General features: G+C 65.9%; 24 protein-coding genes, 1 pseudogene and 1 riboswitch. Of the genes and pseudogenes, 16 read left to right on the forward strand and 9 right to left on the reverse strand.

What is annotated here, in order from left to right; all coding sequences use genetic code 11:
* Positions 1 to 6 precede the first annotated feature (6 nt).
* Positions 7 to 184: riboswitch (cobalamin riboswitch) on the forward strand.
* A 36-nt stretch (positions 185 to 220) separates the two neighbouring features.
* From AADZ55_RS12340 to AADZ55_RS12355, 4 genes are all read left to right on the forward strand, one after another.
* Entirely contained in the window at positions 221 to 361 is a 141-nt protein-coding gene (locus AADZ55_RS12340) for a hypothetical protein (RefSeq protein WP_165759465.1), read from the forward strand.
* Positions 358 to 2,136: a PPE family protein gene (locus AADZ55_RS12345; RefSeq protein WP_341286190.1), complete on the forward strand. Its 1,779-nt coding sequence runs from the start codon at positions 358 to 360 to the stop codon at positions 2,134 to 2,136. Before AADZ55_RS12340 ends, AADZ55_RS12345 begins: the two co-directional genes overlap by 4 nt.
* Before the next feature lie 138 nt (positions 2,137 to 2,274).
* Complete coding sequence (locus AADZ55_RS12350) at positions 2,275 to 3,750, forward strand: cobyric acid synthase (protein WP_085326764.1); 1,476 nt, start codon at positions 2,275 to 2,277, stop codon at positions 3,748 to 3,750.
* 43 nt (positions 3,751 to 3,793) lie between these two features.
* Complete coding sequence (locus AADZ55_RS12355; protein ID WP_085326765.1) at positions 3,794 to 4,318, forward strand: bifunctional adenosylcobinamide kinase/adenosylcobinamide-phosphate guanylyltransferase; 525 nt, start codon at positions 3,794 to 3,796, stop codon at positions 4,316 to 4,318.
* A 10-nt stretch (positions 4,319 to 4,328) separates the two neighbouring features.
* On the opposite strand, the gene AADZ55_RS12360 is transcribed toward AADZ55_RS12355, so the two are convergent.
* The gene (locus AADZ55_RS12360; protein WP_085326766.1) at positions 4,329 to 5,063 is read right to left on the reverse strand and encodes a maleylpyruvate isomerase family mycothiol-dependent enzyme; all 735 of its coding nucleotides are present in this window, start codon (positions 5,061 to 5,063) and stop codon (positions 4,329 to 4,331) included.
* A gap of 3 nt (positions 5,064 to 5,066) precedes the next feature.
* Positions 5,067 to 5,447 (reverse strand): hypothetical protein, encoded by a 381-nt coding sequence (locus AADZ55_RS12365; RefSeq protein ID WP_085326767.1) that lies wholly within the window; start codon positions 5,445 to 5,447, stop codon positions 5,067 to 5,069.
* Positions 5,448 to 5,602: 155 nt separating this feature from the next.
* Here AADZ55_RS12365 and AADZ55_RS12370 point away from each other — a divergent pair, with 155 nt between their 5' ends.
* Positions 5,603 to 7,465, forward strand: coding sequence for a fatty acyl-AMP ligase (locus AADZ55_RS12370; RefSeq protein WP_085326768.1), 1,863 nt, complete (start codon positions 5,603 to 5,605; stop codon positions 7,463 to 7,465).
* 7 nt (positions 7,466 to 7,472) lie between these two features.
* Here the strand turns inward: AADZ55_RS12370 and AADZ55_RS12375 are convergent, their stop codons facing one another.
* Positions 7,473 to 7,952: an MPT63 family protein gene (locus AADZ55_RS12375; protein WP_085326769.1), complete on the reverse strand. Its 480-nt coding sequence runs from the start codon at positions 7,950 to 7,952 to the stop codon at positions 7,473 to 7,475.
* A 172-nt stretch (positions 7,953 to 8,124) separates the two neighbouring features.
* On the opposite strand from AADZ55_RS12375, the gene AADZ55_RS12380 reads away from it, so the two are divergent.
* Entirely contained in the window at positions 8,125 to 8,898 is a 774-nt protein-coding gene (locus AADZ55_RS12380; RefSeq protein WP_085326808.1) for a YqjF family protein, read from the forward strand.
* Positions 8,899 to 8,901: 3 nt separating this feature from the next.
* On the opposite strand, the gene AADZ55_RS12385 is transcribed toward AADZ55_RS12380, so the two are convergent.
* Positions 8,902 to 9,672 (reverse strand): SDR family oxidoreductase, encoded by a 771-nt coding sequence (locus tag AADZ55_RS12385; RefSeq protein ID WP_085326770.1) that lies wholly within the window; start codon positions 9,670 to 9,672, stop codon positions 8,902 to 8,904.
* A 175-nt stretch (positions 9,673 to 9,847) separates the two neighbouring features.
* Here AADZ55_RS12385 and AADZ55_RS12390 point away from each other — a divergent pair, with 175 nt between their 5' ends.
* Positions 9,848 to 10,717, forward strand: a complete 870-nt coding sequence (locus AADZ55_RS12390) for an alpha/beta fold hydrolase (RefSeq protein ID WP_085326771.1) — start codon at positions 9,848 to 9,850, stop codon at positions 10,715 to 10,717.
* Positions 10,718 to 10,743: 26 nt separating this feature from the next.
* Entirely contained in the window at positions 10,744 to 11,571 is an 828-nt protein-coding gene (locus AADZ55_RS12395; protein ID WP_207569140.1) for an isocitrate lyase/PEP mutase family protein, read from the forward strand.
* Here the strand turns inward: AADZ55_RS12395 and AADZ55_RS12400 are convergent.
* The gene (locus tag AADZ55_RS12400; RefSeq protein WP_085326772.1) at positions 11,568 to 12,302 is read right to left on the reverse strand and encodes a DJ-1/PfpI family protein; all 735 of its coding nucleotides are present in this window, start codon (positions 12,300 to 12,302) and stop codon (positions 11,568 to 11,570) included. The two genes, AADZ55_RS12395 and AADZ55_RS12400, sit on opposite strands and share 4 nt — an antisense overlap.
* Positions 12,303 to 12,319: 17 nt before the next feature.
* Positions 12,320 to 13,270: a GlxA family transcriptional regulator gene (locus AADZ55_RS12405; protein WP_119185059.1), complete on the reverse strand. Its 951-nt coding sequence runs from the start codon at positions 13,268 to 13,270 to the stop codon at positions 12,320 to 12,322.
* A gap of 117 nt (positions 13,271 to 13,387) precedes the next feature.
* Between AADZ55_RS12405 and tpx the strand changes: the two genes are divergently transcribed.
* Entirely contained in the window at positions 13,388 to 13,885 is a 498-nt protein-coding gene (gene tpx, locus AADZ55_RS12410) for a thiol peroxidase (protein ID WP_085326773.1), read from the forward strand.
* Positions 13,886 to 13,917: 32 nt separating this feature from the next.
* Here the strand turns inward: tpx and AADZ55_RS12415 are convergent, their stop codons facing one another.
* The 3 genes from AADZ55_RS12415 to AADZ55_RS12425 are packed head-to-tail and all read right to left on the reverse strand — an operon-like array spanning position 13,918 to position 17,224.
* Positions 13,918 to 15,015: an acyl-CoA dehydrogenase family protein gene (locus AADZ55_RS12415; protein ID WP_085326774.1), complete on the reverse strand. Its 1,098-nt coding sequence runs from the start codon at positions 15,013 to 15,015 to the stop codon at positions 13,918 to 13,920.
* A gap of 19 nt (positions 15,016 to 15,034) precedes the next feature.
* Positions 15,035 to 16,246, reverse strand: a complete 1,212-nt coding sequence (locus AADZ55_RS12420) for an acyl-CoA dehydrogenase (RefSeq protein ID WP_085326775.1) — start codon at positions 16,244 to 16,246, stop codon at positions 15,035 to 15,037.
* Between the two features lie 15 nt (positions 16,247 to 16,261).
* Positions 16,262 to 17,224 carry an enoyl-CoA hydratase gene (locus AADZ55_RS12425; RefSeq protein WP_085326776.1) on the reverse strand — a complete coding sequence of 321 codons (963 nt, stop codon included), beginning with the start codon at positions 17,222 to 17,224 and terminating at the stop codon, positions 16,262 to 16,264.
* Positions 17,225 to 17,450: 226 nt separating this feature from the next.
* Between AADZ55_RS12425 and AADZ55_RS12430 the strand changes: the two genes are divergently transcribed.
* The 7 genes and pseudogenes from AADZ55_RS12430 to AADZ55_RS12460 form a co-directional block, all read left to right on the forward strand.
* Positions 17,451 to 18,569 (forward strand): LLM class flavin-dependent oxidoreductase, encoded by a 1,119-nt coding sequence (locus AADZ55_RS12430; protein WP_085326777.1) that lies wholly within the window; start codon positions 17,451 to 17,453, stop codon positions 18,567 to 18,569.
* Positions 18,570 to 18,602: 33 nt separating this feature from the next.
* Complete coding sequence (locus AADZ55_RS12435; RefSeq protein WP_085326778.1) at positions 18,603 to 21,122, forward strand: FAD-binding oxidoreductase; 2,520 nt, start codon at positions 18,603 to 18,605, stop codon at positions 21,120 to 21,122.
* An 11-nt stretch (positions 21,123 to 21,133) separates the two neighbouring features.
* On the forward strand, positions 21,134 to 22,192 hold the full coding sequence (locus AADZ55_RS12440; protein ID WP_085326779.1) for an alpha/beta fold hydrolase: 1,059 nt from the start codon (positions 21,134 to 21,136) through the stop codon (positions 22,190 to 22,192).
* On the forward strand, positions 22,189 to 22,710 hold the full coding sequence (locus AADZ55_RS12445; protein ID WP_085326780.1) for a flavin reductase family protein: 522 nt from the start codon (positions 22,189 to 22,191) through the stop codon (positions 22,708 to 22,710). The genes AADZ55_RS12440 and AADZ55_RS12445 overlap by 4 nt, the downstream gene beginning before the upstream one ends.
* Positions 22,707 to 23,780, forward strand: a complete 1,074-nt coding sequence (locus AADZ55_RS12450) for a 3,4-dihydroxy-2-butanone-4-phosphate synthase (RefSeq protein WP_085326810.1) — start codon at positions 22,707 to 22,709, stop codon at positions 23,778 to 23,780. The genes AADZ55_RS12445 and AADZ55_RS12450 overlap by 4 nt, the downstream gene beginning before the upstream one ends.
* A 5-nt stretch (positions 23,781 to 23,785) precedes the next feature.
* A complete protein-coding gene (locus AADZ55_RS12455; RefSeq protein ID WP_085326781.1) occupies positions 23,786 to 24,556 on the forward strand; it encodes an SDR family oxidoreductase in 771 nt (256 codons plus the stop codon).
* Between the two features lie 213 nt (positions 24,557 to 24,769).
* Positions 24,770 to 24,907, forward strand: a pseudogene (locus AADZ55_RS12460) (transposase); the annotation flags it as partial.
* Positions 24,908 to 24,930 lie beyond the last annotated feature (23 nt).

Consider the following 24,930-nt stretch of genomic DNA (forward strand, 5'->3'; position numbering starts at 1 on the left):
GGCCGGCACTTTGCGTGCAAAGATTCTCCGCGTAAGGCGATGACGACGCAGGAAGCCGGTGAGAATCCGGCGCGGTCCCGCCACTGTCACCGGGTAGCGACCCTCAAATGCCACGGCCACGGGCTGGAAGGCGAGGCGAGCAACGACCCGGGAGCCAGGAGACTCGCGTCATCGCATCCTGCTCACCCGGGGCGGCGTACCCCGAGAAGGCTGACCTGTCATGACGCTGCGAACCGTATTGGGCGGCCGATCCGCCACCACCCTCATCGAAGCGCTCACCGCGCGGCTGGCGACCGCGCCCGCCGGCACGGCACCGCCACTCACCACGGTGGTGCCGGCAGCGGCGGGCGTCTGCCGATGAGCGCTCCGATCTGGATGGCGTCACCGCCGGAGGTGCACTCGGCGCTGCTGAGCAGCGGCGCGGGCCCGGATGGGTTGCTGGCCGCAGCGGCGGCATGGAGCCTGCTGAGCACCGCCTACACCGAGACTGCCGACGAGCTGGCCGCGCTGCTGGCGGCGGTGCAGGCCGGGACCTGGGACGGCCCTACCGCCCAGATATATGTGGCCGCTCATTTCCCGTATCTGGCGTGGCTGGCGCAGGCCGCCGCTGATAGCGCGGCCATGGCCACCCAACAGGAAACCGCGGCCACCGCCTATACCATCGCGCTGGCGGCCATGCCCACGCTGGCCGAGCTGGCCGACAACCACGCCACCCGCGTGGTGCTGGTGGCGACGAATTTCTTTGGCATCAACACCATCCCGATCGCGCTCAACGAGGCCGACTACGCCCGAATGTGGATTCAGGCGGCCACCGTGATGGGCACCTACCAAGCGGTCTCGACCGCGGCGGTGGCCGCCGCACCCCAGACCACTCCGGCGCCGCAGATCGTGAAAGCCAACACGCTGGCCGCCGATGCCGACGAGCCGGTACCGCCGCCCGGCCAGGAAGACCCGGTCCAGCAATGGTTGCAATGGTTGCAGAAGATCGGGTATACCGCCTTCTACAACAACGTCATCCAACCGTTCATTAACTGGCTGGCGAACATCCCCTTCATACATGCGATATTTTCCGGAATTGATCCGTACCTGCCGTTCCTCGGCAATCCACTTACCTTCCTTAGCCCGGCCAACATTGCGTTTGCCCTCGGCTACCCGATGGACATTGGTTCCTATGTCGCCTATCTGTCACAAACCTTCGCCTTTATCGCGGCGGATCTTGCCGCCGCGTTCGCGACGGGAAATCCTGCGACTATCGCTTTCACCCTGATGTTCACCACCGTCGAAGCCATTGGCACGATCATCACCGACACCATTGCGTTGGTTAAAACCCTGCTCGAGCAGACTCTGGTGCTGCTCCCGGCTGTTTTGCCGCTGCTGACCGTGCCGTTGGTGCCGTTGGCGGCCGCCCCCGCGGCAGCAGCCGGCTTCGCGGGCTTGGCGGGGCTGGCGGGCCTGGTCGGCCCGCCACCCGCGCCGCCCGTCCCGCCACCCGCCGTGGCGCTTGCTCCGACCATCCCGACCCCGCCCCCCACCCCAGGCCCGGCCCCGGCGCCGGTGCCGGCGGCCGCGACCCCGGCCGCCCCCGCCCCCGGGCCGCCACCCCCACCGACCACCGCACCACCGGCGGTGACCGGGGTGGGTATGGAAAGCCACGCCTACCTGGTGGGTGGCCTGGACTCGGCCGCCAGAGCTCGGAAGGCGGCGGGCAACAGCGCCCGAAAGAAGGCAACGGAACCCGACGACGCCCAGGCCCCGGCCGTCGCCGCGAGCCCCCAAGAACAGGCTCGATCGCGGCGGCGCCGGCCAGCGAAGGTCAACCGGCTCGGCCGCGGTTACGAGTACGTGGATTTGGCCCCCGAAGCCGAGCAAGACCCGAGCGGTTCGCCGAACGAGAAGGCCGCGACGACGGCCTCGGATCGGGGAGCGGGCACCCTGGGGTTCGCCGGCACCGCCCACCAGGCTGGTCCCGGACCAGCCGCAGGACTGATCACGCTACCCAACGACACGTTCGGCGGCAGCCCACGCACGCCAGTGATGCCGGGAACCTGGGGCACCGAGCCAGCCCCACCACCCGGCCCATCTTCCGAGGGAAACGACGGCACCGCAACGGGACAACTTGCGACACTAGCGAAATAGCGGGCCTTGCGGAGATGCGCGTCGTGGAACACGATCCGAACTCGGCGTAGCAATGAATTCGACGGTTTTCCGGACTGAGCGACTGGACCAAGGCGGAGGCGGGCGGGGTGTGAATCTCCTCGGGTTGAGGCACGGCTGATGTCGGGTCTGCTGATCGCCGGCACGACAAGTGACGCCGGTAAGAGCGTCGTGACAACGGGGCTGTGCCGCGCGTTGGCCCGACGCGGCGTGAACGTGGCGCCGTTCAAGGCGCAGAACATGTCCAACAACTCGATGGTCTGCAACGGCCCGGACGGCGCGGGTGTGGAGATCGGTCGAGCGCAATGGGTGCAGGCACTCGCGGCCAAGGCCACACCCGAGGCGGCCATGAATCCGGTGTTGCTCAAGCCCGGAAGCGACCACCGCAGCCACGTAGTGTTGATGGGCCGACCCTGGGGCGAGTTGGCGTCGTCGAACTGGCTTGACGGGCGGCGGGCCCTCGCCGAGGCGGCACACCGAGCCTTCGACGACCTCGCCACGCGCTACGACGTCATCGTCGCGGAGGGGGCCGGCAGCCCGGCCGAAATCAACCTGCGCGCGGGTGACTACGTCAACATGGGGCTTGCCCGGCACGCGGCGCTGCCGACCATTGTCGTCGGTGACATCGACCGCGGCGGGGTGTTCGCTGCGTTCCTGGGCACCGTCGCGCTGCTGTCTCCCGAGGACCAGGCGCTGGTCGCGGGGTTTGTGGTGAATAAGTTCCGCGGCGACTCCGACCTGCTGGCGCCAGGTCTGCGCGACCTGGAACGGGTCACCGGGCGAAGGGTGTACGGCACCCTGCCGTGGCACCCCGACCTCTGGCTGGACTCAGAGGACGCCCTCGATGTTCAGGGCCGGCGCGCGGCACGGACCGGGGCCCGCCGGGTGGCCATCGTGCGACTTCCGCGGATCAGCAACTTCACCGACGTCGACGCGCTGGGCCTGGAACCCGACTTGGATGTCGTGTTCGCCTCCGACGCCCGCGCGCTGGGCGACGCCGACCTGATCGTGTTGCCAGGTACCCGGGCAACGATCAGCGATCTGGCCTGGCTGAGGGCGCGAGGCCTAGACCGTGCGGTGCTGGCGCATGTGGCGGCCGGCAAGCCGCTGCTCGGCATTTGCGGCGGGTTTCAAATGCTGGGCCGGGTGATTCGGGACCCGAACGGCATCGAAGGGCCGGTGGCCGAGGTCGACGGCTTGGGTTTGCTTGACGTGGAGACCACCTTCGCCGCCCAGAAGGTGCTGCGGCTACCGCGCGGCGAGGGATTGGGGGTGGCTGCGTCGGGGTACGAGATTCACCACGGCCGGATTGCCCGCGGTGACGCGGCCGAGGAGTTCCTCGGCGGCGCGCGCAGCGGACCGGTATTCGGCACGATGTGGCACGGCTCGTTGGAAGGTGACGCATTTCGCGAGACTTTCCTGCGCGAGACGCTCGGACTCACCGCGTCGGGCGCCTGCTTCCCGTCCGCTCGCGAGCGCCGCCTCGACCTGCTCGGCGATCTCGTCGAACGGCACCTTGATGTCGATGCCGTGCTCAACCTGGCCCGGCACGGTTGCCTGCCGGCCTTGCCCTTTCTCGTGCCGGGAGCGCCATGATGGAGCTGCGGCGGGACCAGAGCGCTCTGCTTACGATGACGCGGTGCGGATACTGGTCACCGGCGGCGTCCGCTCGGGAAAATCCACGCACGCCGAGGCGCTGCTGAGCGATGCCGCTGACGTCGTCTACGTTGCCCCCGGCCGCCCCGCCGATGGCAGCGATCCCGAGTGGGATTCCCGGGTCGCGCGGCACCGCGCTCGCCGCCCACCGACCTGGCTGACGGTGGAAACCGACGACGTGTCAACGGCGTTGTCCAAGATTCGGTGTCGCGTCCTCGTGGACTGCCTGGGCACTTGGCTGACGGCCCTCATGGACCGCGAGGCATTGTGGGACGTTGCCACCGCTGACGTATACGTTGCGGTCGAAGCACGACTCGACCGGCTGTGTGGCGCGCTGACCGGACTGCCCGATGCGATTGTGGTGACAAACGAGGTCGGCCTCGGGGTGGTGCCTGCCCATCGTTCGGGCGTGCTATTTCGGGATCTGCTGGGCACGATCAACCAACGCGTGGCAGCCGTCTGCGACGAGGTACATCTGGTCATCGCGGGACGCGTGCTCAAACTGTGAGCGCCGCGCGCTAGAAGGTTGCCCGCGCCAGAAATCGCTTGAGTGCCTCGATGTCGCCGTCCACCTGCACCTGATCCGTCTGGCGACGACCCCATAGCAGCAGAACAAGATCCGACGCCGTGGCGCTCACCGTGGCGTCGACCGTGGCGCCGTTGGACATCGCGTGGCACGCCCCGCGTCCGGCGCGGACCGTCCATTGCGCGTCAACATCGTTGGCGCGCAAGCAAACGGTCTGGGTCTGACCGTCGAGATCGTCGGACATTCCCGGTAGCACATCGCTCAGGAACTCCGCGACACCGTCGACAGCCAGCTCTCGTTCGATGGGCTCGTCGACCCCGGCCGCACTGACGGCATCCCAGCAGTGGACCGCGGTTTCGTGAGCGACCCGTCGTTGGATGAAGCCAACGTCCTTGCGACGCCCCCATGTCCACGCCGGGGTGGCAGGTTCGATTCGCCCGAGCGTGTCCGCAGTCTCCGCCACACCGCTGCGAAACCAATCCACAATGACCTGATTCGCCGGCCGGGCTGGCTCCCGGTAGGTATCCGGCCCGGCGATAGCTCCAGCAGCGACCAGCCTCCAGAAGGTATGAACGTTGCCGACATGCCAGACGAGATCGGCGATGGTCCACCCGGGGCAACTCGGCACCGGGCTGTCGAGCTCGGCCGCAGCGACGGCAACAATTCGATTACCGTCGCGCCGCAGTGCGCGAATGTAGGTGAGGGGTCCAGGCGATGACGGTGCCACGGATCAAATCTCGTAGACGAGCAGCCACACAAGAGCGACGGCCGCCACGAACAGACCGATCAGGATTGCGGCGCGGGTAGCCGGTGCCTGGCGATGAAACCAGTCGCGCAGCTGCGCGAAGCGCCAATCGGTCCAGGCAAAGGCGCGCGCGGCCCATTCAGCTTCGATGGCGAGGAGGCGAAGGGCGACCAGCACGGCCGGGATACCGGCCTCGGGGAGCACCACGATCAACGGGATGGATGCGACGAGCAGCCCGCCACCGACAACGGCGAGCGTCCCCCGAATCAGGATCGGCCTGGCCCGGCCCCGCTCTCGGTACGCGAGCACTCGGGCCAGCGCGGCGCCGCGACTGGTTGTCGGAACGGTGACGTCGGCTGGGTCCACGAAAGCTCCTACTAGCCAGTTTCCGGTGGGTGTTTCGCTACCCGCCGCAACGGCGATGTTGGGGGTGGTGTGGCTCGGACTCTAGTCGACCCGGTCGCCAGCTGCTGCGGGCCAGCCTTTCCGTTCATGATGCGCGCGGTGCCTAGACTGCGGTTATGAATCGCGGCTCCCGGCAGGAATCCAAGGTTCGCAGTGGCCTGTTACAGATCGAGGACTGCTTGGATGTTGACGGCGGTATCGCATTGCCGCCGGGCACCACGCTGATCTCGCTCATCGACCGCAACATCAGGTATGTCGGCGACCTGGTGGCGTATCGCTACCTGGACCACACCCGCTCGGCTGACGGATGCGCCCTGGAAGTGACCTGGGCCCAATTCGGTGTCCGATTGCAGGCCATCGGTGCGCGCGTGCAACAGTTCGCGGGTGCCGGCGACCGCGTTGCGATCCTCGCACCACAGGGCATCGACTACGTTTGCGGGTTCTACGCCGCGATCAAAGCTGGCACGATTGCGGTGCCGTTGTTCGCTCCGGAACTGCCGGGCCACGCCGAACGTCTCGATACGGCACTTCGCGATTCAGAGCCCGCGGTCGTGCTCACGACGGCGGCGGCGAAAACCGCCGTTGAGAGCTTTCTGGACAGCCTCCCGCGCCTACGAAAGCCGCAGGTCATCGTCCTCGACGAGATACCCGATTCGGCGGGGGAGCTGTTCGCCCCGGTCGAGCTGGACATCGACGCCGTATCCCACCTGCAGTACACGTCGGGCTCGACGCGACCCCCGGTCGGTGTGGAAATCACCCACCGCGCGGTCGGTACCAACCTGGTTCAGATGATCTTGTCGATCGACCTGCTGAACCGGAACACCCACGGTGTCAGCTGGTTACCCCTCTACCACGATATGGGCCTGTCCATGATCGGCTTTCCGGCGGTGTATGGCGGGCACTCCACGCTGATGTCGCCAACGGCATTTGTCCGGCGGCCGCAGCGGTGGATTCACGCGTTGGCGGCTGGATCTCGGACCGGGCGTGTAGTCACCGCCGCACCAAACTTCGCCTACGAATGGACCGCGCAGCGCGGGCTACCCGCGCAGGGCGACGATGTCGATCTAAGCAATGTCGTGCTGATCATCGGCTCGGAACCAGTCAGCATCGATGCGGTGCGGACGTTCAACAAGGCATTCGCGCCCTACGGTTTACCACCTACGGCGTTCAAGCCTTCGTACGGCATAGCAGAGGCGACGCTGCTTGTCGCGACCATCGACCACGCCGCTGAGCCGACGGTTGTCTATCTTGACCGGGAGCAGTTGGGCGCCGGACACGCAACACGCGTCACGGCGGATGCCCCCAACGCCGTCGTGCAGGTGTCGTGCGGGCATGTGGCCCGCAGCCTGTGGGCCGTAATCGTCGACCCGGATACCGGTCCCGAAGCAGGCGCCGAACTGCCCGACGGTGTGATCGGCGAAGTCTGGTTGCAGGGCGACAACGTCGGTCGCGGGTATTGGGGACGGCCGCGCGAAACCCAGCAGACATTCGGGGCCAAGCTGCAATCGCAGCTCGCCGAAGGCAGCCACGCCGACGGATCGGCGATCGGCGGCGCCTGGCTGCGGACCGGGGATCTAGGCGTATACCTCGACGGTGAGCTCTACATCACCGGCCGAATCGCGGATCTGGTGACCATCGATGACCGCAACCACTATCCGCAGGACATCGAGGCCACCGCCGCGGAGGCCTCGCCGATGGTGCGGCGGGGATACGTCGCGGCCTTCGCCGTTCCGGCCACCGAAGGGGACGTCAGCAGCCAACGATTGGTGATCATCGCCGAACGTGCGGCAGGCACCAGTCGCGCCGACCCACAGCCGGCAATCGAGGCGATTCGCACCGCGGTGTCGAACCGTCACGGGTTATCCGTTGCTGACCTGCGCTTCCTGCCGGCCGGCGCCATTCCGCGCACCACCAGCGGCAAGCTGGCTCGCCGGGCCTGCCGTGCCCAATACCTCAGCGGTCCATTGGGCGTGGACTAGATGCGGCCTACGGCCCCCAAATCAGCAGATCCTCCATGCCGTTGTTCATCGCAACCAGGGTCGGCGATGGGCCGGTGACGTCGAAGTAAATTTTTCCGGTGGATTGTTCGCCTTGGGGGATGGTGGCTCCGCTGATGGTGTTGGGACCTGAGGCTTGCCACAGAACCCGGTAGTTAACGCCATCGGTGGTGCGGGCATTGAACTGCGAGATGGCGGGGGTGACGGGGCCACGGATCGCATTGACAGTGGCGGTGGCCTCCCAAACCTGGCCGGCCACCGGATAGCCCGGGATGATGTCGGTGCTGGATTTGAGATCACTGACTTTCCAGCCCAGGACCACTTGGCCAACCGTGTCGGTCATCGTCAACTCGCTGCCAAGTTTGCCAATGACGGGATAGGCAGGCAACGCCAGCGGTGCCGTGATCATAGCGGTCGTTGCCACGGCCACGACCGCGGCCGCCGTCTTTATCATCGTGGTGAACTTCATTGGTCCTTACCTCCACTACTCGTTGGGGCGATTACCTCGTTCGAACCTCTCCGACGCAATTACTTTAAGCCGCAAATGACCCGTTGCTTCCCCCAATTCGATATGTAATTGCACTCGGCGGGCCACGAGGGCAACCAGCGCAATGGGCCAAATCGCATGTCACGATGGTCTGATGCCCCCCATACCCGGCCCGTCGGGCGCCGAACCCGGCGAGCGCCCTGCCCTATCGGGGTACCCGGTCACGCCGCCAAGACTGCCCCGTCCGACCACCTTCGACCAGCGCTGGAGTGACCTGACCTTTATCCATTGGCCGGTGCTGCCGGAGACCGTTGAAAGGATGTACCCGCCCGGGACCCGCCCCGATGTCTTTGCCGATGGGATGACCTACGCCGGGCTGGTTCCGTTTCGCATGAGCAGCACCAAACTCGGCGCCGCACTGCCGATCCCGTACTTCGGCACCTTCCCGGAGACCAATGTCCGGTTGTATTCGATTGATAATGCCGGCCGGCACGGGGTACTTTTCCGGTCGCTGGAAACGGCTCGACTAGCCGTCGTGCCGCTCACCCGGATGGGGCTCGGCATCCCCTACTGCTGGGCGAAGATGGCTATGATGCGCTCTGACGAGGGCATTACATATCACAGTGTGCGGCGCTGGCCACGGCGCGGACTGCGCAGCCTGTTGACGATCACCATTGGTGACGTGGTTGACCCGACTCCGCTGGAAGTGTGGCTTACCGCCCGGTGGGGCGCGCATGCGCGCAAGGCCGGCCGGACCTGGTGGGTGCCGAACGAGCATGAACCATGGCCGTTACGGGCCGCGGAGATCGTCGAGCTAAACGACGAGCTTATCGACGCGGGTGGCGTGCAACCCAGTGGCGATCGGTTGCGCGCGCTGTTTTCGCCTGGCGTGCGCACCCGATTCGGCCGTCCCTGTGTCGTGCGGTGACGGTTAGGGGCAGGTGTATCCACCGTCGATCACCAGGTCGGAACCGGTCATGTAGCTGGCCGCCTCGCTGGCTAGATAGAGGTAGAGGCCAGCGAGTTCTTCGGGCCGGCCCAGCCGTCCGAGCGGAATCTTGGGCTCCCACAGCGAGTGGTAATCCGTGTAGGGCTCGACGAGTTCGGTGAGGATATAGCCCGGACTGACGCTGTTGACCCGAATCTTGTGCGGCGCCAACTCCACGGCCATGGCTTTGGTGAGGTGAATGACCGCGGCCTTGGAGGCACAGTAGTGACTTACCTGTTGTGGGACGTTGATGATGTGGCCCGACATCGAAGCGGTGTTGATGATGACCCCACCTTGGCCTTGCCGAACCATTGCCTTGGCCGCCGCCTGGGCAGTAAGGAAAACGCCCGTCACATTGGTGCTTTGGATGCGCTGAAACTCCTCCGGCGGCATGTCCAGCATTGGGGTGACCGTGATGATTCCGGCGTTGCAGACCGCGATGTCGATCCCACCCAACTCCGCGGTCACCTGGTCCAGCATTCTGGTCACCTGCCCCGGTTGGGTCACGTCGCAATTGATGGGCACGGCCGTCTCGCCACCGGCCGCGGAGATCTCTTCGGCGACCTGTTCCAGAACTTCGGAATGCCTTGCCGCGATAGCCACTTGAGCTCCGGCTTGAGCGTATGCTAGCGCCACGCTCTTGCCGATGCCGCTGGATCCACCGGTCACCAGGGCCCTCTTGCCGTGCAAGTCAAACAGGTCCAACACGCTCATCTTCACTCCATATCTCTCCGGGGCTGCCCGCTAGCCTGGTTGAGCCTAATTGCGCATCGGCCTACCCGCGACGGCCCGCTATTGCGCGATCTAGAGTGCGGACGAAAGTCCCTGTGTAGCAAGACGTTGAGACGGCAGCGGCGAGCGCACGACACCTTGGTAGGTTCGAAAGGAAATGCGGCACGTTCATTGGACACCGTCCGGGGTACGACTGCGCCGACGCGTCAGTCGCGCCGGGGCTCTCAATTGGCTGTTTCTTCCCGGCGGCCCGGGAATCGGTTCGGAGAGCCTGCATGAATTGGTGGATGCGCTGGATGTGCCCGGCAGCTCGTGGCTGGTCGATCTGCCCGGTGATGGTTCGAACGTCGATGCGCCAAGTGCACCCACCGACCCCTACAGTGTCTGGCCCGATGTCCTGCTTGAAGCGGCCCACGCAGTGCCCAATCCCGTATTCGTCGGGCACTCCACGGGTGGCGAATACTTACTTTCCATGCCGGCGTTGGCCGCGTGCCTCGAGGGACTGGTATTGATCAGCAGCGCCCCGGACGCTTCGTGGCTGCCGATATTCGAGGAGATGGCGCGCAATCATCCGTTGCCCCACGTCGAGCAGGCGATGACCCGCTACCAATCCGATCCCACCGACGAGAATCTTCGTGTCGTTTCCACAGCGTCGGCACCGTGGAGCTTCGGGGACCAAAGCGTTGCGAAGGGTACCGAGCTTCTTGCGCGACTGCCCTACAACTCTCGGGCCGTGGAATGGTCGGACGCGAATTTCGACCACCGCTACCAATCAGCTTGGTGGCCAACGACATTACCGACGCTCATCGTGAGCGGCTCGGCTGACCGCGTTGTTACACAGTCGCTGTGGCAGGCCGAGCGCTTCCACACCCAGAACGTGATCTGGCGAATCGTCCCCGAGGCCGGTCACTTCCCCTGGATCGAACAGCCTGCCGCCGTGGCCGATGCTTTTGCGGAATTCTCACGCCGGATCGCAACCCAACGCGAGCAACGCGATGTTGGCGCGGGCGGGACTCCACCCGGATAGTCGCGGCGTACAGCTACGATCGGCTGGTGCCGAAGCTGAGTGATCTCCTATCGGGCGACGAGTTGCTGATCGCGCCGGGCGCCCATGATGCGTTGGGGGCGAGGATATTTGAGCAGGCTGGGTTCCGCGCCGTCTACATGACTGGCAATGGGTTGTCGGCGTCGCTGCTGGCCGCACCGGACGTGGGGCTGTTGACGATGACCGAGATGGTGCAGCGCGGCAGGGCCTTCGCCGCTGCGGTTGAGGTGCCGGTCATCGCCGATGCCGATACCGGCTATGGCGGCCCACACAACGTCGCGCGCACGGTTAGGGAGTACCAAGCCTGCGGAGTGGCGGCGATCCATCTCGAGGATCAGATTTTCCCGAAGCGCTGCGGCGCGATGCCAGGAATCGAGCTGGTCTCGGCCGAGGAACATGCCGCACGGATTGGTGCCGCGATCGAGGCGCGCACCGATGCGGAGTTTCTGCTGATCGGCCGCACCGATGCCCGGTTGACCAGCGGCTTCGACGAGGCTTTGCGCCGCGCCAAGTGCTATGCGGATGCCGGCGCTGATCTGATCCTGGTCGAGATGCTGCAAACACCGAAAGAGATCGAGGACGTCGCCAGGGCGGTGGACGTGCCGGTGATGTTCAACGTTGTCGAGGGCAAGACCCCGGACCTCACGCCGGCGGAGTTTGCTGAACTCGGCGTCAAAGTATTGGTGTACCCGCTGGCATCCACCCTGATTTATGCCGCAACGATGCAGACCTTCGCCCGGCACCTAGCCGACGGGAAGACACCGGCAACATTGCAGCCGCCCGGCTTGGAGCTCACCAAATACCAACGGCTGCTGCAAGGTAGCCGACACGGCTAACCGACGGGCTGCCGCCTCCGGCGCCGGGACCGGACCGCCTGAAGCGCCTGCTCCCACGCCAGCATTGCCGCGGCAGCCAGGTTGGCCGGCTTGGCGCTGTCCTTGGACAGCAGCGCGGTCGCGGCGGCTTTCGTGGTTGCCGAAGCCTTCGACATGTGCCCGGAGTCGAACGGTGGTTGCGGGTCGTATTCGATCGCCAGCTGGATGGCCTTGGCGCGGCCTTTCCCGCCGATCTGGCCGGCGAGCCAAAGCGCCAGGTCGAGTCCCGCCGATACGCCGGCACTAGTGACGATGTCATCCTGCGCGACGATCCGCTCGTCGACGACGGGCTCAGCGCCGAATGCCTTGAGCAACGGGATGGCCAGCCAATGCGAGGTAGCGCGGCGGTCCCTCAGTAGGCCGGCGGCAGCCAGGATCACCGATCCCGAACACACCGACGTCGTCCAGCTGGCCGTCCGGTGGGCCTGACGCAGCCAGTCCAGCAGCTTCTCGTCGCGCGCGTGCACCGGAGTCGACGGGCCACCCGGCACGAGAATCACGTCGGGCGAAGGTGTTTCGGCCAGCGAGTGCGTGGCGCCGATCACGAGTACGCCTGAGTCGGCGGTGATCGGTCCGGTTTCGTGCCAGACGAACCGCAGCTCGGCGCCCGGCAGGTTTCGCAACACCTCATACGGGCCGATCATGTCCAGCGCGGTAACGCCCGGGTAGGTCACGAACGCAACTTGGGTCATCGGTGGTCTCCCTACTTCTAGGCGAACGCCTTCCGGTATTGGTCGGGCGAGATGCCGACCCGGCGAACGAAGTTGCGCCGCATGGTTTCGGCAGTACCGAAACCGCAGCGGGCGGCGATGGCCACGACGGTGTCGTCGGTCTCCTCCAATTGACGGCGCGCGGCTTCGGTGCGGATGCGTTCGACGTAGTGGCCGGGCGCCTCGCCGACCTCGTCGGTAAACACGCGAGTGAAATGGCGTGGGCTCATCGCCGCCCGGCGAGCCAGGTCGTCGATGCTGTGCGGGCCGCCCGGCTCGGCCTCGATGGCCTCCTGCACCCTGCGGATAGGGGCCCGTTTGGCCCGCGGCAGCCACACCGGCGCCGCGAACTGGGTCTGCCCGCCGGGTCGGCGCAAATAGAGCACGAGCCAGCGGGCGACCGTTTGCGCGACCTCGGTGCCGTGGTCGTCCTCGACCAGCGACAACGCCAGGTCGATCCCGGCGGTGACACCCGCGGCCGTCCACACCGTCTCATTGCTACGGACGAAGATCGGGTCGGGATCCACGTCGACGGCTGGGAACTGGCGGGCCAACCGTTCGGCAAAGGCCCAATGCGTGGTGGCGCGATGGCCATCCAGCAGTCCCGCTTCAGCCGCGAGAAATGCGCCCGTACAGACGGTGACCATGCGGCGCGCATTGCCGGACACCGCTTTGATCCAGGCCATCAGGTCGACGTCGGCTCGCGCGGCGTCGACGCCGGCGCCGCCGGGCAGCACGACGGTGTCGAGCGGGTCATTCGGGTCCGGCAGCGGCATCGACACGAATCCCAGGCCGGTTGCGGTGGTGACGGGTTGGCCGCCGATTGAGGCCACCACGACGTCGTAGCCGCCGCTGGTCAGCAATGATGCGCCGGTAAACACTTCGTAGGGCCCCACCACGTCAAGCGGTTGCACGCCGGGGAAGCCGACAAGCACCACCTTTCGAGCCATGGACCCAGTGTTGACCCGGCGACGGCATGTCGTCTACGTCATGTACCCCACAAATTAGGACATCCACACTTCGGACCTCACCCAAGGCCGCCGCGCCGGCCTTGGCAGACTGTGCGCATGGCACAGATAACTCTGCGAGGAAACGCGATCAATACGGTCGGCGAGCTACCCACTGTCGGGGCTCCGGCTCCAGGCTTCACATTGACCGGCGGCGATCTCGGGGCGGTCACCAGCGAGCAGTTCCGCGGTAAGCCCGTGTTGTTGAACATCTTTCCCTCGGTCGACACACCGGTGTGTGCGACGAGCGTGCGGACCTTCGACCAGCGCGCCGCGGCCAGCGGTGCCACCGTGCTGTGCGTGTCAAAGGATTTGCCATTCGCCCAGAAGCGATTCTGCGGCGCGGAGGACACCGCGAACGTCACGACCGCGTCGGCGTTCCGGGACAGCTTTGGGGAGGACTACGGCGTCACCATCGCCGATGGCCCCATGGCCGGGCTGCTTGCCCGGGCCATCGTGGTGATCGGCCCCGACGGCAATGTGGCATACACCGAACTGGTGCCGGAAATCGCGCAAGAGCCCAATTACGACGCCGCGCTCGCCGCACTGGGCGCATAAGTCGGCAACCCTCCTGCGGCCAGGCCCGGTTGCTACAGGCCAGCGCGGTCGGCCAGCAGTGCCCGATTGCGGGCACTACTACCGAAGAGCGCCGCGGTGGTCTTGGCTCGGCGGAAGTACAAGTGCAGGTTGTGCTCCCAAGTAAAGGCGACACCTCCGTGGATCTGGATGGCGGAGCCGGCGCACAGCACGAAGGTGTCTGCGGCCTGCGCCTTGGCCAACGGCGCGGCGATTTGCAGCTCCTGCGGGTTGGCGGCGCTCATCGCGGCGAACATCGCCGCCGCGCGCGTCGCATCGATCTCGATCATCATGTCGGCACAGGTGTGTTTGATGGCCTGGAACGAGCCGATCGGGCGATCGAATTGCCGCCGACGCCGGGCATGCTCAACCGCCAACTCAAGGCACGCCTCGGCGCCGCCGAGCATCTCGGCGGCCAGCAGCATCCGCGCCACGTCCAGCGCGCGCCCGATGTCATCGGGGGAGCCTGAGGTCAAGGCTGCTGCCGGAGCCTGCGCCAGTTGTAGCTTGGCGACTGGGCGGGTGATGTCGAACGAGGGCAGGCGGACCACGGTAACCCCTGCAGCGTCAGCGGCCACCACGTGCAGGACCACGGTGTCGTCGGCACGGGCCGGCACCACGAACAGGTCAGCAATGTGACCGTGCAACACGGGCGAGCACTCGCCGGTGAGCACGGTGGCACCGCCATGGCGGTCCGCTCGCACGGTTGCCGCGGACGGGTCGGCGTGATCGGAACCGCTTGCCGCCAGCGCTCCGATCTGTTCGCCGGCGAGCAGGCCGGACAGCAAGCTCTTGCGCTGCTCGTCGTCGCCCATACGCAGGATCGCTTCGATCGCAAACGTTGTGGCCGCGTACGGGACTGGGGTGAGCGCCCGGCCGAGTTCGCAGAACGCGATCGCGGTTTCGACGAGCGTGGCGCCCGCGCCGCCGTACTCCGGTGGCGCATGCAATGCCGGCAGCTCCAATTCGGCACACAGCCGCTGCCAGAGCCTGCTGTCATGGCCGCCGCCGGCAGCCACCGCACGCACCTGCCCCGGCGGGGCGTGGTCACGAAGGAAGCCGCGCAACGATGCGCGAAAGGCGTCCTGTTCGGAGCTGTACCGGAAATCCATGTCAACGCGGCGCTTTCTGTCATGGTTCCTTGGGCAGCCCGAGCAGTCGCTCGCCAATCACGTTGCGCTGAATCTGCGAACTGCCCGCGTAGATCGTCGCAGCGCGCGCGTAAAGCAGCTCGTCCATCCAGCAGGCGGGGGAGTTCGGCGTGCCGGCCTCCGGGACCACCCGTGCCCCGCCGTTACCCGCACCCTGCGGGCCAAGCGCGTCGAGCCCGAGGATTTCCACGGCGAGGTCGGTATAGCGCCGGAAGTATTCGCTCCAGATCATCTTGGTGATCGCGGCCTCGGCGCCCGGTAGTCGTCCGGTTAGCGACAGGGTAAGGCCGCTGTAGCCGCGGTAACGCATGATCTGAACCCGCGAAAAGCACCATGCCAGCCGGTTGCGGATGTACGGGTCGGTGTGCAAGCCGCGCTGCCGGGCCAGCTCGCACAGCCGCTTCAGGTCACGGCCGAAATCGATGGCCGCGGTGGTGATTTGCGATCCGCGTTCAAAACCCAGCAGGGTCATCGCGGTCGACCATCCCTTGCCCACCCCGCCGGCGACGTTGTCGGGGGCGGTGCACGCATCGGTCAGGAATACTTCGCTGAAGGAAGAATGTCCGGCCGCGTTGGCGATTGGCCGTACCACGACGCCGGGCTGGTCCATGGGCACCAGCAAGAACGACAGGCCGTCATGTTTGGGAGCGTGGGGATCCGTGCGCGCCAGGAGGAAGATCCAGTTGGCGGTGGGCCCGGCCGAGGTCCAGGTTTTCTGCCCGTTGATAACCCACTGGTCACCGTCAAGCACCGCCCGGGTTCGCACGGCCGCCAGATCCGAGCCGGCCTCGGGCTCGGAGAATCCTTGGCACCAACGATCTTCGCCGGTGAGAATCCGCGGCAGAAACCGCTCCTTCTGCGACTGTGTTCCCAGCGCGATGAGCGTGTTGCCGAGCAGATCGATGCCGAGCAGGTCGTTCTCTGCCCGCTCGGGGGCGCCGGCGCGGGCGAACTCCTCGGCGAGCACCACCTGGTCGATGGGGGAGAGACCACCACCGCCGTACCGCTTCGGCCAGGACACGGCCACCAGGCCGCAGGCGGCCACCGACCGCCGCCACTGCCGGGCGAACGCGTCTCGCTCGTCCGGCGGCAGCGCCCCCGGGCCTGACCAGCCGGACGGCAGGTGCCCGGCCAGAAAAGCGCGTATCCGCTGACGGAACGCTTCCGCTTCGGGCGGGTAGCTGACATCCACGACAGGCACAACCGCTCAGGGGCGCTGCTTGGTTGCGGGCAGGATCTCTGGCGCGGCGCGCCAGTCCTCAAGCCCGTAGTCGACGGTTCCGTAGGACAACCTTCCGCCGGTGACTTCGGCCCAATGCGCATGATTGAGCTGATGGATCTTGAAGCAACCGTCGAGTGCGGTGGAGAAACCCATGGCATCGACGGTTTGGTTCACCGACTCCTTGATTAGCAGCGCCGGCATCGTCGGCACCTTGGCGATGCGGCGGGCGAATTCGATTGTGCGATCTATTAATTCGTCTCTGGGAAACACCTTGCTGACCATCCCGAGCGCATGAGCTTCGTCCGCACCGATCGAGTCGCCGGTGAGCAGGAGTTCTTTCGCCCTGCGTGGCCCGAACTCCCAGGGATGACCGAAGTACTCCACCCCGCACATACCGAGCCGAGTGGCGACGACGTCGGCGAACACCGTGTCGTGGCTGGCCACGATCAGATCGCAACACCACGCCAGCATCAAACCTGCGGACAGGACCGTCCCATGCACCTGGGCGATGGTGATCTTGCGCAGATTGCGCCACCGCCTCGTGTTCTCGAAGTAGTAGTGCCACTCCTGGCGGTTGCGGGACTCCACCCCACCGAACGTTGCCCCGTTGCACCGATAGGTCTGGTGCTGATCCGGACCCGGCGCGCGTTCACGGACATCGTCGGCGGAGCCGAGGTCATGGCCCGCGGAGAAGGCGGGACCCGCGGCCCGCAGGATCACCACGCGGACCGTGTCGTCGGCCTCGGCGACTTCGAACGCGGTACCCAATTCGACCAACATTCCGCGGGTCTGCGCGTTGCGCTGATTTGGGCGATCGAGGGTGATCGCGGCAATACGGCCGTCGTCGATCGTTTCGTACCGGATGTATTCGAAATCCTCAAGGCGATGCTGCGCACAGTGCTCCCCGTCCGACTGGCGATCGACCGGACTGACCCCGGTGCCCTTCATGACCGCTCCTTACTGCCCGTGCAGGGGTGACCTGTGCGAGGTTACGCGGCAGTCCGCCCGGATGTCCATAGCCAATACGCACACTCCGTACCATTTTTTGCATAAATTCCCTAGCAAAATGGTACTTGCTCACAGTAAAGTATCTTGCTAGTACTGTGATATGCCTACATGGTGAGACCGCGGTAGCCGCAGACCCGCCCCCGATGAGGACCAAGAAGGGTTGAACATGGAGATCGGAATCTTCCTCATGCCGGCCCATCCACCAGAGCGCAACCTCTACGACGCCACGCAGTGGGACCTCGACATCATCGAGCTGGTCGATGAGCTCGGCTACGTGGAAGCCTGGGTCGGCGAACACTTCACCGTGCCTTGGGAACCGATCTGCGCGCCAGATCTGCTGTTGGCGCAGGCGCTGCTGCGCACCACCTCGATCAAACTCGCGCCCGGCGCGCATCTGCTGCCCTACCACCATCCGATCGAACTTGCCCACCGGGTGGCCTACTTCGATCACCTCGCCCGGGGCCGGTTCATGCTGGGCGTCGGCGCCAGCGGGATTCCGGGCGACTGGGCGTTGTACGACGTCGATGGGAAGAACGGCGAACATCGCGAGATGACCCGTGAGGCATTGGAGATCATGCTGCGCATCTGGACCGAAGACGAGCCCTGGGAACACCGCGGGAAATACTGGAACGCCAACGGTATCGCCCCGATGTTCGAGGGTCTGATGAAGCGCCATATCAAGCCCTACCAGAAGCCCCACCCGCCCATCGGCGTCACCGGGTTCAGCGCCGGCTCCGAAACGCTGAAGCTGGCCGGCGAGCGGGGCTACATTCCCATGAGCCTGGACCTCAACACCGAGTATGTCGCCACCCACTGGGACGCGGTGCTCGAAGGCGCCGAGCGCAGTGGCCGGATCCCCGATCGCCGGGATTGGCGGCTGGTGCGTGAGGTGATGGTCGCAGAGACCGACGAACAGGCGTTCCGGTATGCAGTTGACGGCACCATGGGCCGTGCCATGCGTGAGTACGTGCTGCCGACGTTCCGCATGTTTGGCATGACCAAGTTCTACAAGCACAACCCCTCGGTACCCGACGACGACGTGACTCCGGAGTACCTGGCCGAGAACACCTTCGTCGTCGGCTCGGTGGAGACGGTGGTCGATAAACTCGAAGCCACATACGACCAGGTCGGCGGATTCGGCCACCTACTGGTTCTCGGATTCGACTACATCGAGAACCCAGGCCCCTGGAAGGAGTCGCTGCGGCTGCTGGCCACCGAAGTCATGCCCAGACTCAACGCCCGTCTCGCCACGAAGCCCAAGACGACCGCAGCCGCGATCGTCTAGGGTCCGGCCGGAAAGGGCTAGAAAGGACACGCAATGGCGGTTTGCCAGGTCACCGTCGGGTATGCGGACGGAACGCGCAAGGCAATGCCGGTGCGGCCGGACCAGTCGATCTTGGAGGCCGCCGAGGAACACGGTGTCGCGATCGTCAACGAATGCCAAAGCGGGATCTGCGGGACATGCGTTGCCACCTGCACCGCGGGCCGCTACGAGATGGGACGCACCGAGGGCCTGTCCGACGTGGAGCGGGCGGCGCGCAAGATCCTCACCTGCCAGACGTTCGCGGAGTCCGATTGCCGGATCGAACTGCAGTATCCGGCCGACGACAACGCGGCACTGCTGGTCACCGGCGAAGGTCTGGTGGCCGGGGTCGACCTGGTCTCGCCCAGCACCGCCGTCCTGCGGGTCGACCTCTCGGCGGATCTCACGCCCACCCCAGGAGCTCTGAACTACCAGGCCGGCCAATACGCCCAGTTGCGGGTGCCCGGAACCAACGCTTGGCGCAACTATTCCTACGCGCATCCAGCCGACGGCAGTGGCGAGCTGGAGTTCATCATCCGGCTGCTGCCCGACGGCGTGATGTCGGACTATCTTCGCGACCGTGCCAAGCCTGGTGACCGAATTGCGTTGCGATGCAGCAAAGGAAGCTTCTATCTGCGTCCGATCGTGCGACCGGTGATCCTGGTCGCCGGCGGCACCGGTCTCTCGGCGATCCTAGCGATTGCCGAGAGCCTGGATGCCGATGTCGGGCAACCGGTTTACCTGCTCTACGGGGTGACCTCTGTGGAAGACCTGTGCAAGCTCGACCAACTCAAGGCGCTGCGGCGCCGTGTTGCCGGCTTGGAGCTGCACGTCACGGTCGCGCATCCGGACGCCGAATGGGATGGGCGGGCGGGGCTCGTCACCGATCTGCTGGAGGAGCGCATGCTGGCCGGCGGCGACGCCGACGTCTATCTGTGCGGTCCAGCCGCGATGGTCGAAGCCACCCGAACCTGGTTGGACAACAACGGCTTCCATCGCGTCGGGCTGTACTTCGAGAAATTCGTGCCCAGTGGGGTGGCGCGCCGGGCTACGTCAACTCGCCTCGATCACACGGGTCTGGACGTCCCCGAAGTGCGCCGCCGCGGCCGCGGCACCGCGGTGATCATTGGCGGCAGCATCGCAGGCATCGCCGCGGCCAAGGTGTGTAGCGAAACCTTCGAGCGCGTCATCGTGCTCGAGAAGGACGACCCGCACCGCCGCCGCGAAGGCAGGCCGGGCGCGGCACAGGGGTGGCACCTCCACCATCTGCTCACCGCTGGACAGATCGAGCTGGAGCGCTTCTTCCCCGGCATCGTCAACGATATGGTGCGTGAGGGCGCATTCAAGGTCGACATGGCGGCCCAGTACCGGATTCGCCTGGGCGGGACGTGGAAGAAGCCCGCGACGAGCGACATCGAGATCGTCTGCGCCGGGCGGCCGCTACTGGAATGGTGCGTGCGGCGTCGGCTGGACGACGAACCACGGATCGACTTCCGCTACGAGTCCGAGGTCAGCGACCTCGTGTTCGATCGCGACACCAACGCCGTCGTCGGTGTCGCTGTCCAGCGTGACGGCGGTGAACCCGAGGTGATCCCCGCCGAGTTCGTCGTGGACGCCTCGGGCAAGAACACGCGCGTGCCGGAGTTCTTGGAGCGCATCGGCATTGGAGCTCCCGAGGTCGAGCAGGACATCATCAACTGCTTCTATTCGACGATGCAGCACCGAGTACCGCCCGAGCGGCAGTGGCAGGACAAGGTGATGGTGATCTGCTATGCGTACCGCCCCTTTGAGGACACCTATGCCGCGCAGTACTACACCGACAGATCGCGCACCATCCTGTCCACTTCGCTGGTCGCCTACAACTGCTACTCGCCGCCACGTACCGCGCGAGAATTCCGGGAATTCGCCAATCTGATGCCCTCACCGGTCATCGGGGAGAACATCGATGGGCTGGAACCGGCCTCGCCGATCTACAACTTCCGCTACCCCAACATGTTGCGGCTGCGCTATGAGAGGAAGGGCAACCTGCCGCGTGCACTGCTGGCCGTGGGCGATGCCTACACCAGCGCCGACCCGGTGTCCGGCTTGGGTATGAGCCTGGCGCTCAAGGAAGTTCGGCAAATGCAGGTGCTAATGGCCAAGTATGGTCCCCGACACCGGGATCTGCCGCGCCGCTACTACCGATCCATCGCCAAGATGGCCGACACGGCCTGGTTTGTGATCCGCGAGCAGAATCTGCGCTTCGACTGGATGAAGGATGTGGACAAGAAGCGCCCATTCTATTTCGGGATACTCACCTGGTACATGGACCGTCTGCTGGAGTTGGTCCACGACGATCTCGACGCCTACCGCGAGTTCTTGGCGGTGGTCCACCTGGTCAAGCCACCGTTGGCACTGATGAAGCCAGGGATTGCCAGCCGGGTCATCGGCAAGTGGGCGCGGACCAGATTGTCGGGCCAGAAGACATTGATAGCCCGCAACTACGAAAACCGTTCGGTACCAGCAGCACCCGCGGATCAACTTGTAGACGCTTAGGAGAAATCAAGATGTCGCAGGTTCATCGAACCTTGAACTGCCGGGGTACCCGCATCCATGCCGTGGAGGCCGGCGAGGGACCGTTGGTGATCCTGCTCCACGGGTTTCCGGAATCCTGGTACTCGTGGCGCCATCAGCTTCCCGTGCTGGCTGCCGCGAGCTACCACACGGTAGCCATCGACCAGCGTGGATACGGGCGCTCATCGAAGTACCGGGCGCAAAGGGCCTACCGCATCAAGGAACTGGTCGGCGACGTCCTCGGCGTCATCGAGTCATATGGCGAACAGCAGGCCGTCGTCGTCGGTCACGACTGGGGTGCACCGGTCGCCTGGACGTTCGCCTGGCTGCACCCAGACCGATGCGCCGGCGTAGTGGGAATCAGCGTTCCGTTCGCCGGCCGCGGCGTAATTGGCCTGCCGGGCAGTCCTTTTGGCGAGCACCGTCCCAACGACTACCACATTGAGCTCGCCGGCGAAGGCCGGGTTTGGTACCAGGACTACTTTTCCGCGCAGGACGGCATCATCGCCGAGATCGAAGAGGACCTGCGCGGCTGGCTGCTGGGGCTGACGTACACGGTCTCCGGTGAGGGGATGATCGCGGCTACCAAGGCGGCCGTCGATGCGGGTGTCGACCTGGCATCGATGAACCCGATCGACGTGATCCGGGCGGGCCCGCTTTGCATGGCCGAAGGCGCACGGCTCAAGGACGCGTTCATCTATCCGGAGACGATGCCGGCCTGGTTCACCGACGCCGACGTGGATTTCTACACCGGCGAGTTCGAGCGCTCGGGCTTCGGCGGCCCGTTGAGCTTTTACCACAACATCGACAACGACTGGCACGACCTGGCCGATCAGGCAGGCAAACCGCTGACCCCGCCGGCGCTGTTCATCGGCGGCCAGTACGACGTCGGCACCGCTTGGGGCGCCGAGGCCCTCGAGCGCGCACACGAGGTCATGTCCGACTATCGCGGCACCCACCTGATCGCCGACGTCGGGCACTGGATCCAGCAGGAAGCGCCCGCCGAGACCAATCGGCTGCTGCTCGATTTCCTTGGCGGGCTGCGGCAGTGAGTTGCGCCTTCGACATGGTCCCGGAGACCGTCGATCACCTCGACGGTGCCGAGTTGCGCCGGGCCTTCGGCTGCTTCCCCTCCGGCGTGATCGCGGTCTGCGCGATGGTCGACGGCGTTCCGGTCGGTATGGCCGCCAGCTCATTCGCGTCCGTTTCAATTGACCCACCGCTGGTCTCAATCTGTGTGCAGAACACCTCGACGACCTGGCCCAGGTTGCGCGGGCGTCCGCAGGTCGGGGTGAGCGTGCTTGCCGAGGGTCACGACGAAGCCTGTAGGAGCTTGTCGCGCAAGGAAGGTGATCGGTTTGCCGCGGTGTGCTGGAGCGAGCTGCCAACTGGGAGCGTAGTCATCCACGGGGCCAGTGCCTGGTTGGACTGCCGCCTGCGCGCAGAGATTCCGGCGGGGGATCACCTGATCGCCTTGCTCAAGATCTGCGCGCTGAGAGCCGACCCCGACACACCACCGCTCATATTTCATGACAGCCGGTTCCGCCGTCTTTTGGTGGAGTGCCGATGAGAACAACCGATGTGCGGGTGCGTCGTGCGATCACCGCGATCGCCGCCGGGCATCCCGTCGTCCTCACCGACGATGGCGATAGCGACGGCTACCTGGTCTTCGCGGCCGACGCCGCAACTGCGAAGCTGGTCGCATTCACGATCCGGCACACCTCGGGCTATCTCCGAATCGCGTTGCCGGGCGGCGAGTGCGAGCGACTGAACCTGCCGCCGATGTGCCACCGCGACACCACACACTGCGTGTCGGTCGACTTCCGCGGGACCGGCACCGGAATCTCGGCGAGCGATCGCGCTCGGACCATCGCTGCACTCGCGTCGGCCAAGTCGGACGCGTCGGACTTCCTTCGTCCGGGTCACGTGGTGCCGGTACGGTCCGGGCCGAACGGGGTGCTTGGTCGGCACGCACCCGCCGACGCGGCCGTCGACCTGGCTGGCCTTGCCGGACGCCGGCAAGCCGCGGCGCTCTGCGAAATCGTCTCCCGCCGCACCCCGGCTCAAATGGCCCGCGGCGCAGAGTTGGTCGAGTTCGCCGTCGAACACGGGTTGGCCGTGGCCTCCATCGCCGAACTTGCGGCGTATCGGCGACGGACCGAGCCGCAAGTGGTCCGGCTGACCGAGGCGACGCTGCCCACCTGGGCCGGTGACTCACGCGTCATCGGCTTTCGTGACGTGCACGACCTGGGCGAGCACTTGGCGGTGATCATCGGATCGGCCGGTGCCGGCGTGCCGGTGCCGCTGCACGTCCACATCGAGTGCCTAACCGGCGACGTCTTCGGCTCGACACTGTGCCGATGCGGCAGCGCACTCAACGGCGCACTGACCGCGATGTCGGCCCAACGCAGCGGCGTGGTCCTGTATCTGCGTCCGCCCGGACCAGCGCGTGCCTGCGGCCTGTTCGCCCGAGGCGATGCGGCGACCGATGAAATGTCGGAGACCGTGACATGGATCCTGCGCGATCTCGGGGTGTATGCGATCCGGCTTTCCGATGACATGCCAGGATTTGGCCTTGTGATGTTCGGAGCCATTCGCGAACACGGTCCGGGAGCCCGCCAATTGGCGGCCGCGGGCTGAAGACCGTGACTCATCCAGACCTGGCCGGCAAAGCCGCGATCGTCACCGGCGCCGGGGCCGGGATCGGCCTCGCGGTGGCCGAGCGCCTCGCTGCCGAGGGCTGCAAGGTGCTTTGCGCGGATATCGACGGTGCCGCGGCCAATGCCGCCGCAACCAAAATCGGTTCCGGCGCCATCGGTCACCGCGCCGATGTCAGCCACGAGGACCAAGTCATCGCCATGGTCGAGGCTTGTGTTGCCGCGTTCGGTGGGGTCGACAAGCTCGTCGCCAACGCCGGTGTCGTTCATATCGCTTCGCTCGTCGAGACCAGTGTCGAGGACTTCGATCGGGTCATCGCGATCAACCTGCGTGGCCCATGGCTGTGTACCAAGCATGCCGCGCCGAGGATGATCGAGCGGGGCGGGGGAGCCATCGTCAACTTGTCGTCGTTGGCGGGCCATGTCGCGGTCGGCGGCACCGGCGCGTACGGCATGTCCAAAGCCGGCATTAGCCACCTGAGTCGAATCACCGCCGCGGAGCTGCGCTCGTCCAACATCCGCGCCAACGCGCTGCTGCCCGCATTCGTCGACACCCCGATGCAGCAGACCGCGATCGCGATGTTTGACGAGGCGCTCGGTGCGGGCGAAGCACACGCCATGATCACCCGTTTGCAGGGCCGGATGGCGGCACCCGAGGAGATGGCGAGCATCGTCGCGTTCCTGTTGTCCGATGAGGCATCGATGATCACCGGTACCACGCAGATCGCCGACGGCGGAACCATTGCGGCGCTGTGGTGATCCGTTGCCTGGTCGGGTTACGCCTGGTGACAAGTCAGCGCGGATATGACACACGCTACCTTCGGCGCATCGGCTATCACTTCCGGCGGGCACGACGAAAGTGGTTCGTTTACGTGGGCTGTGCCCGCGGCGCAGCGCGGCCCACGGAAGCCGGAACCCATGACAGGGGGGATGGACGTTGTCCCGATCGTCGTGGAATTTGGGGTGGCGGGCGCCTACCTGGGTCTGGTCCCCACGGAGTATTCCTCGGGCACCTCACGCTCGCAGGGGTCGATCACCAAGACCGGCAACGGGCATGCCCGCCGTCTGTTGATCGAAGCGGCCTGGCATCACCGGCAACCCGTATCGCCCCGGCGTGGATCTGCGGCGCCGCT

It is taken from the genome of Mycobacterium decipiens, assembly GCF_963853665.1.
Classification (GTDB): Bacteria; Actinomycetota; Actinomycetes; order Mycobacteriales; family Mycobacteriaceae; genus Mycobacterium; species Mycobacterium decipiens.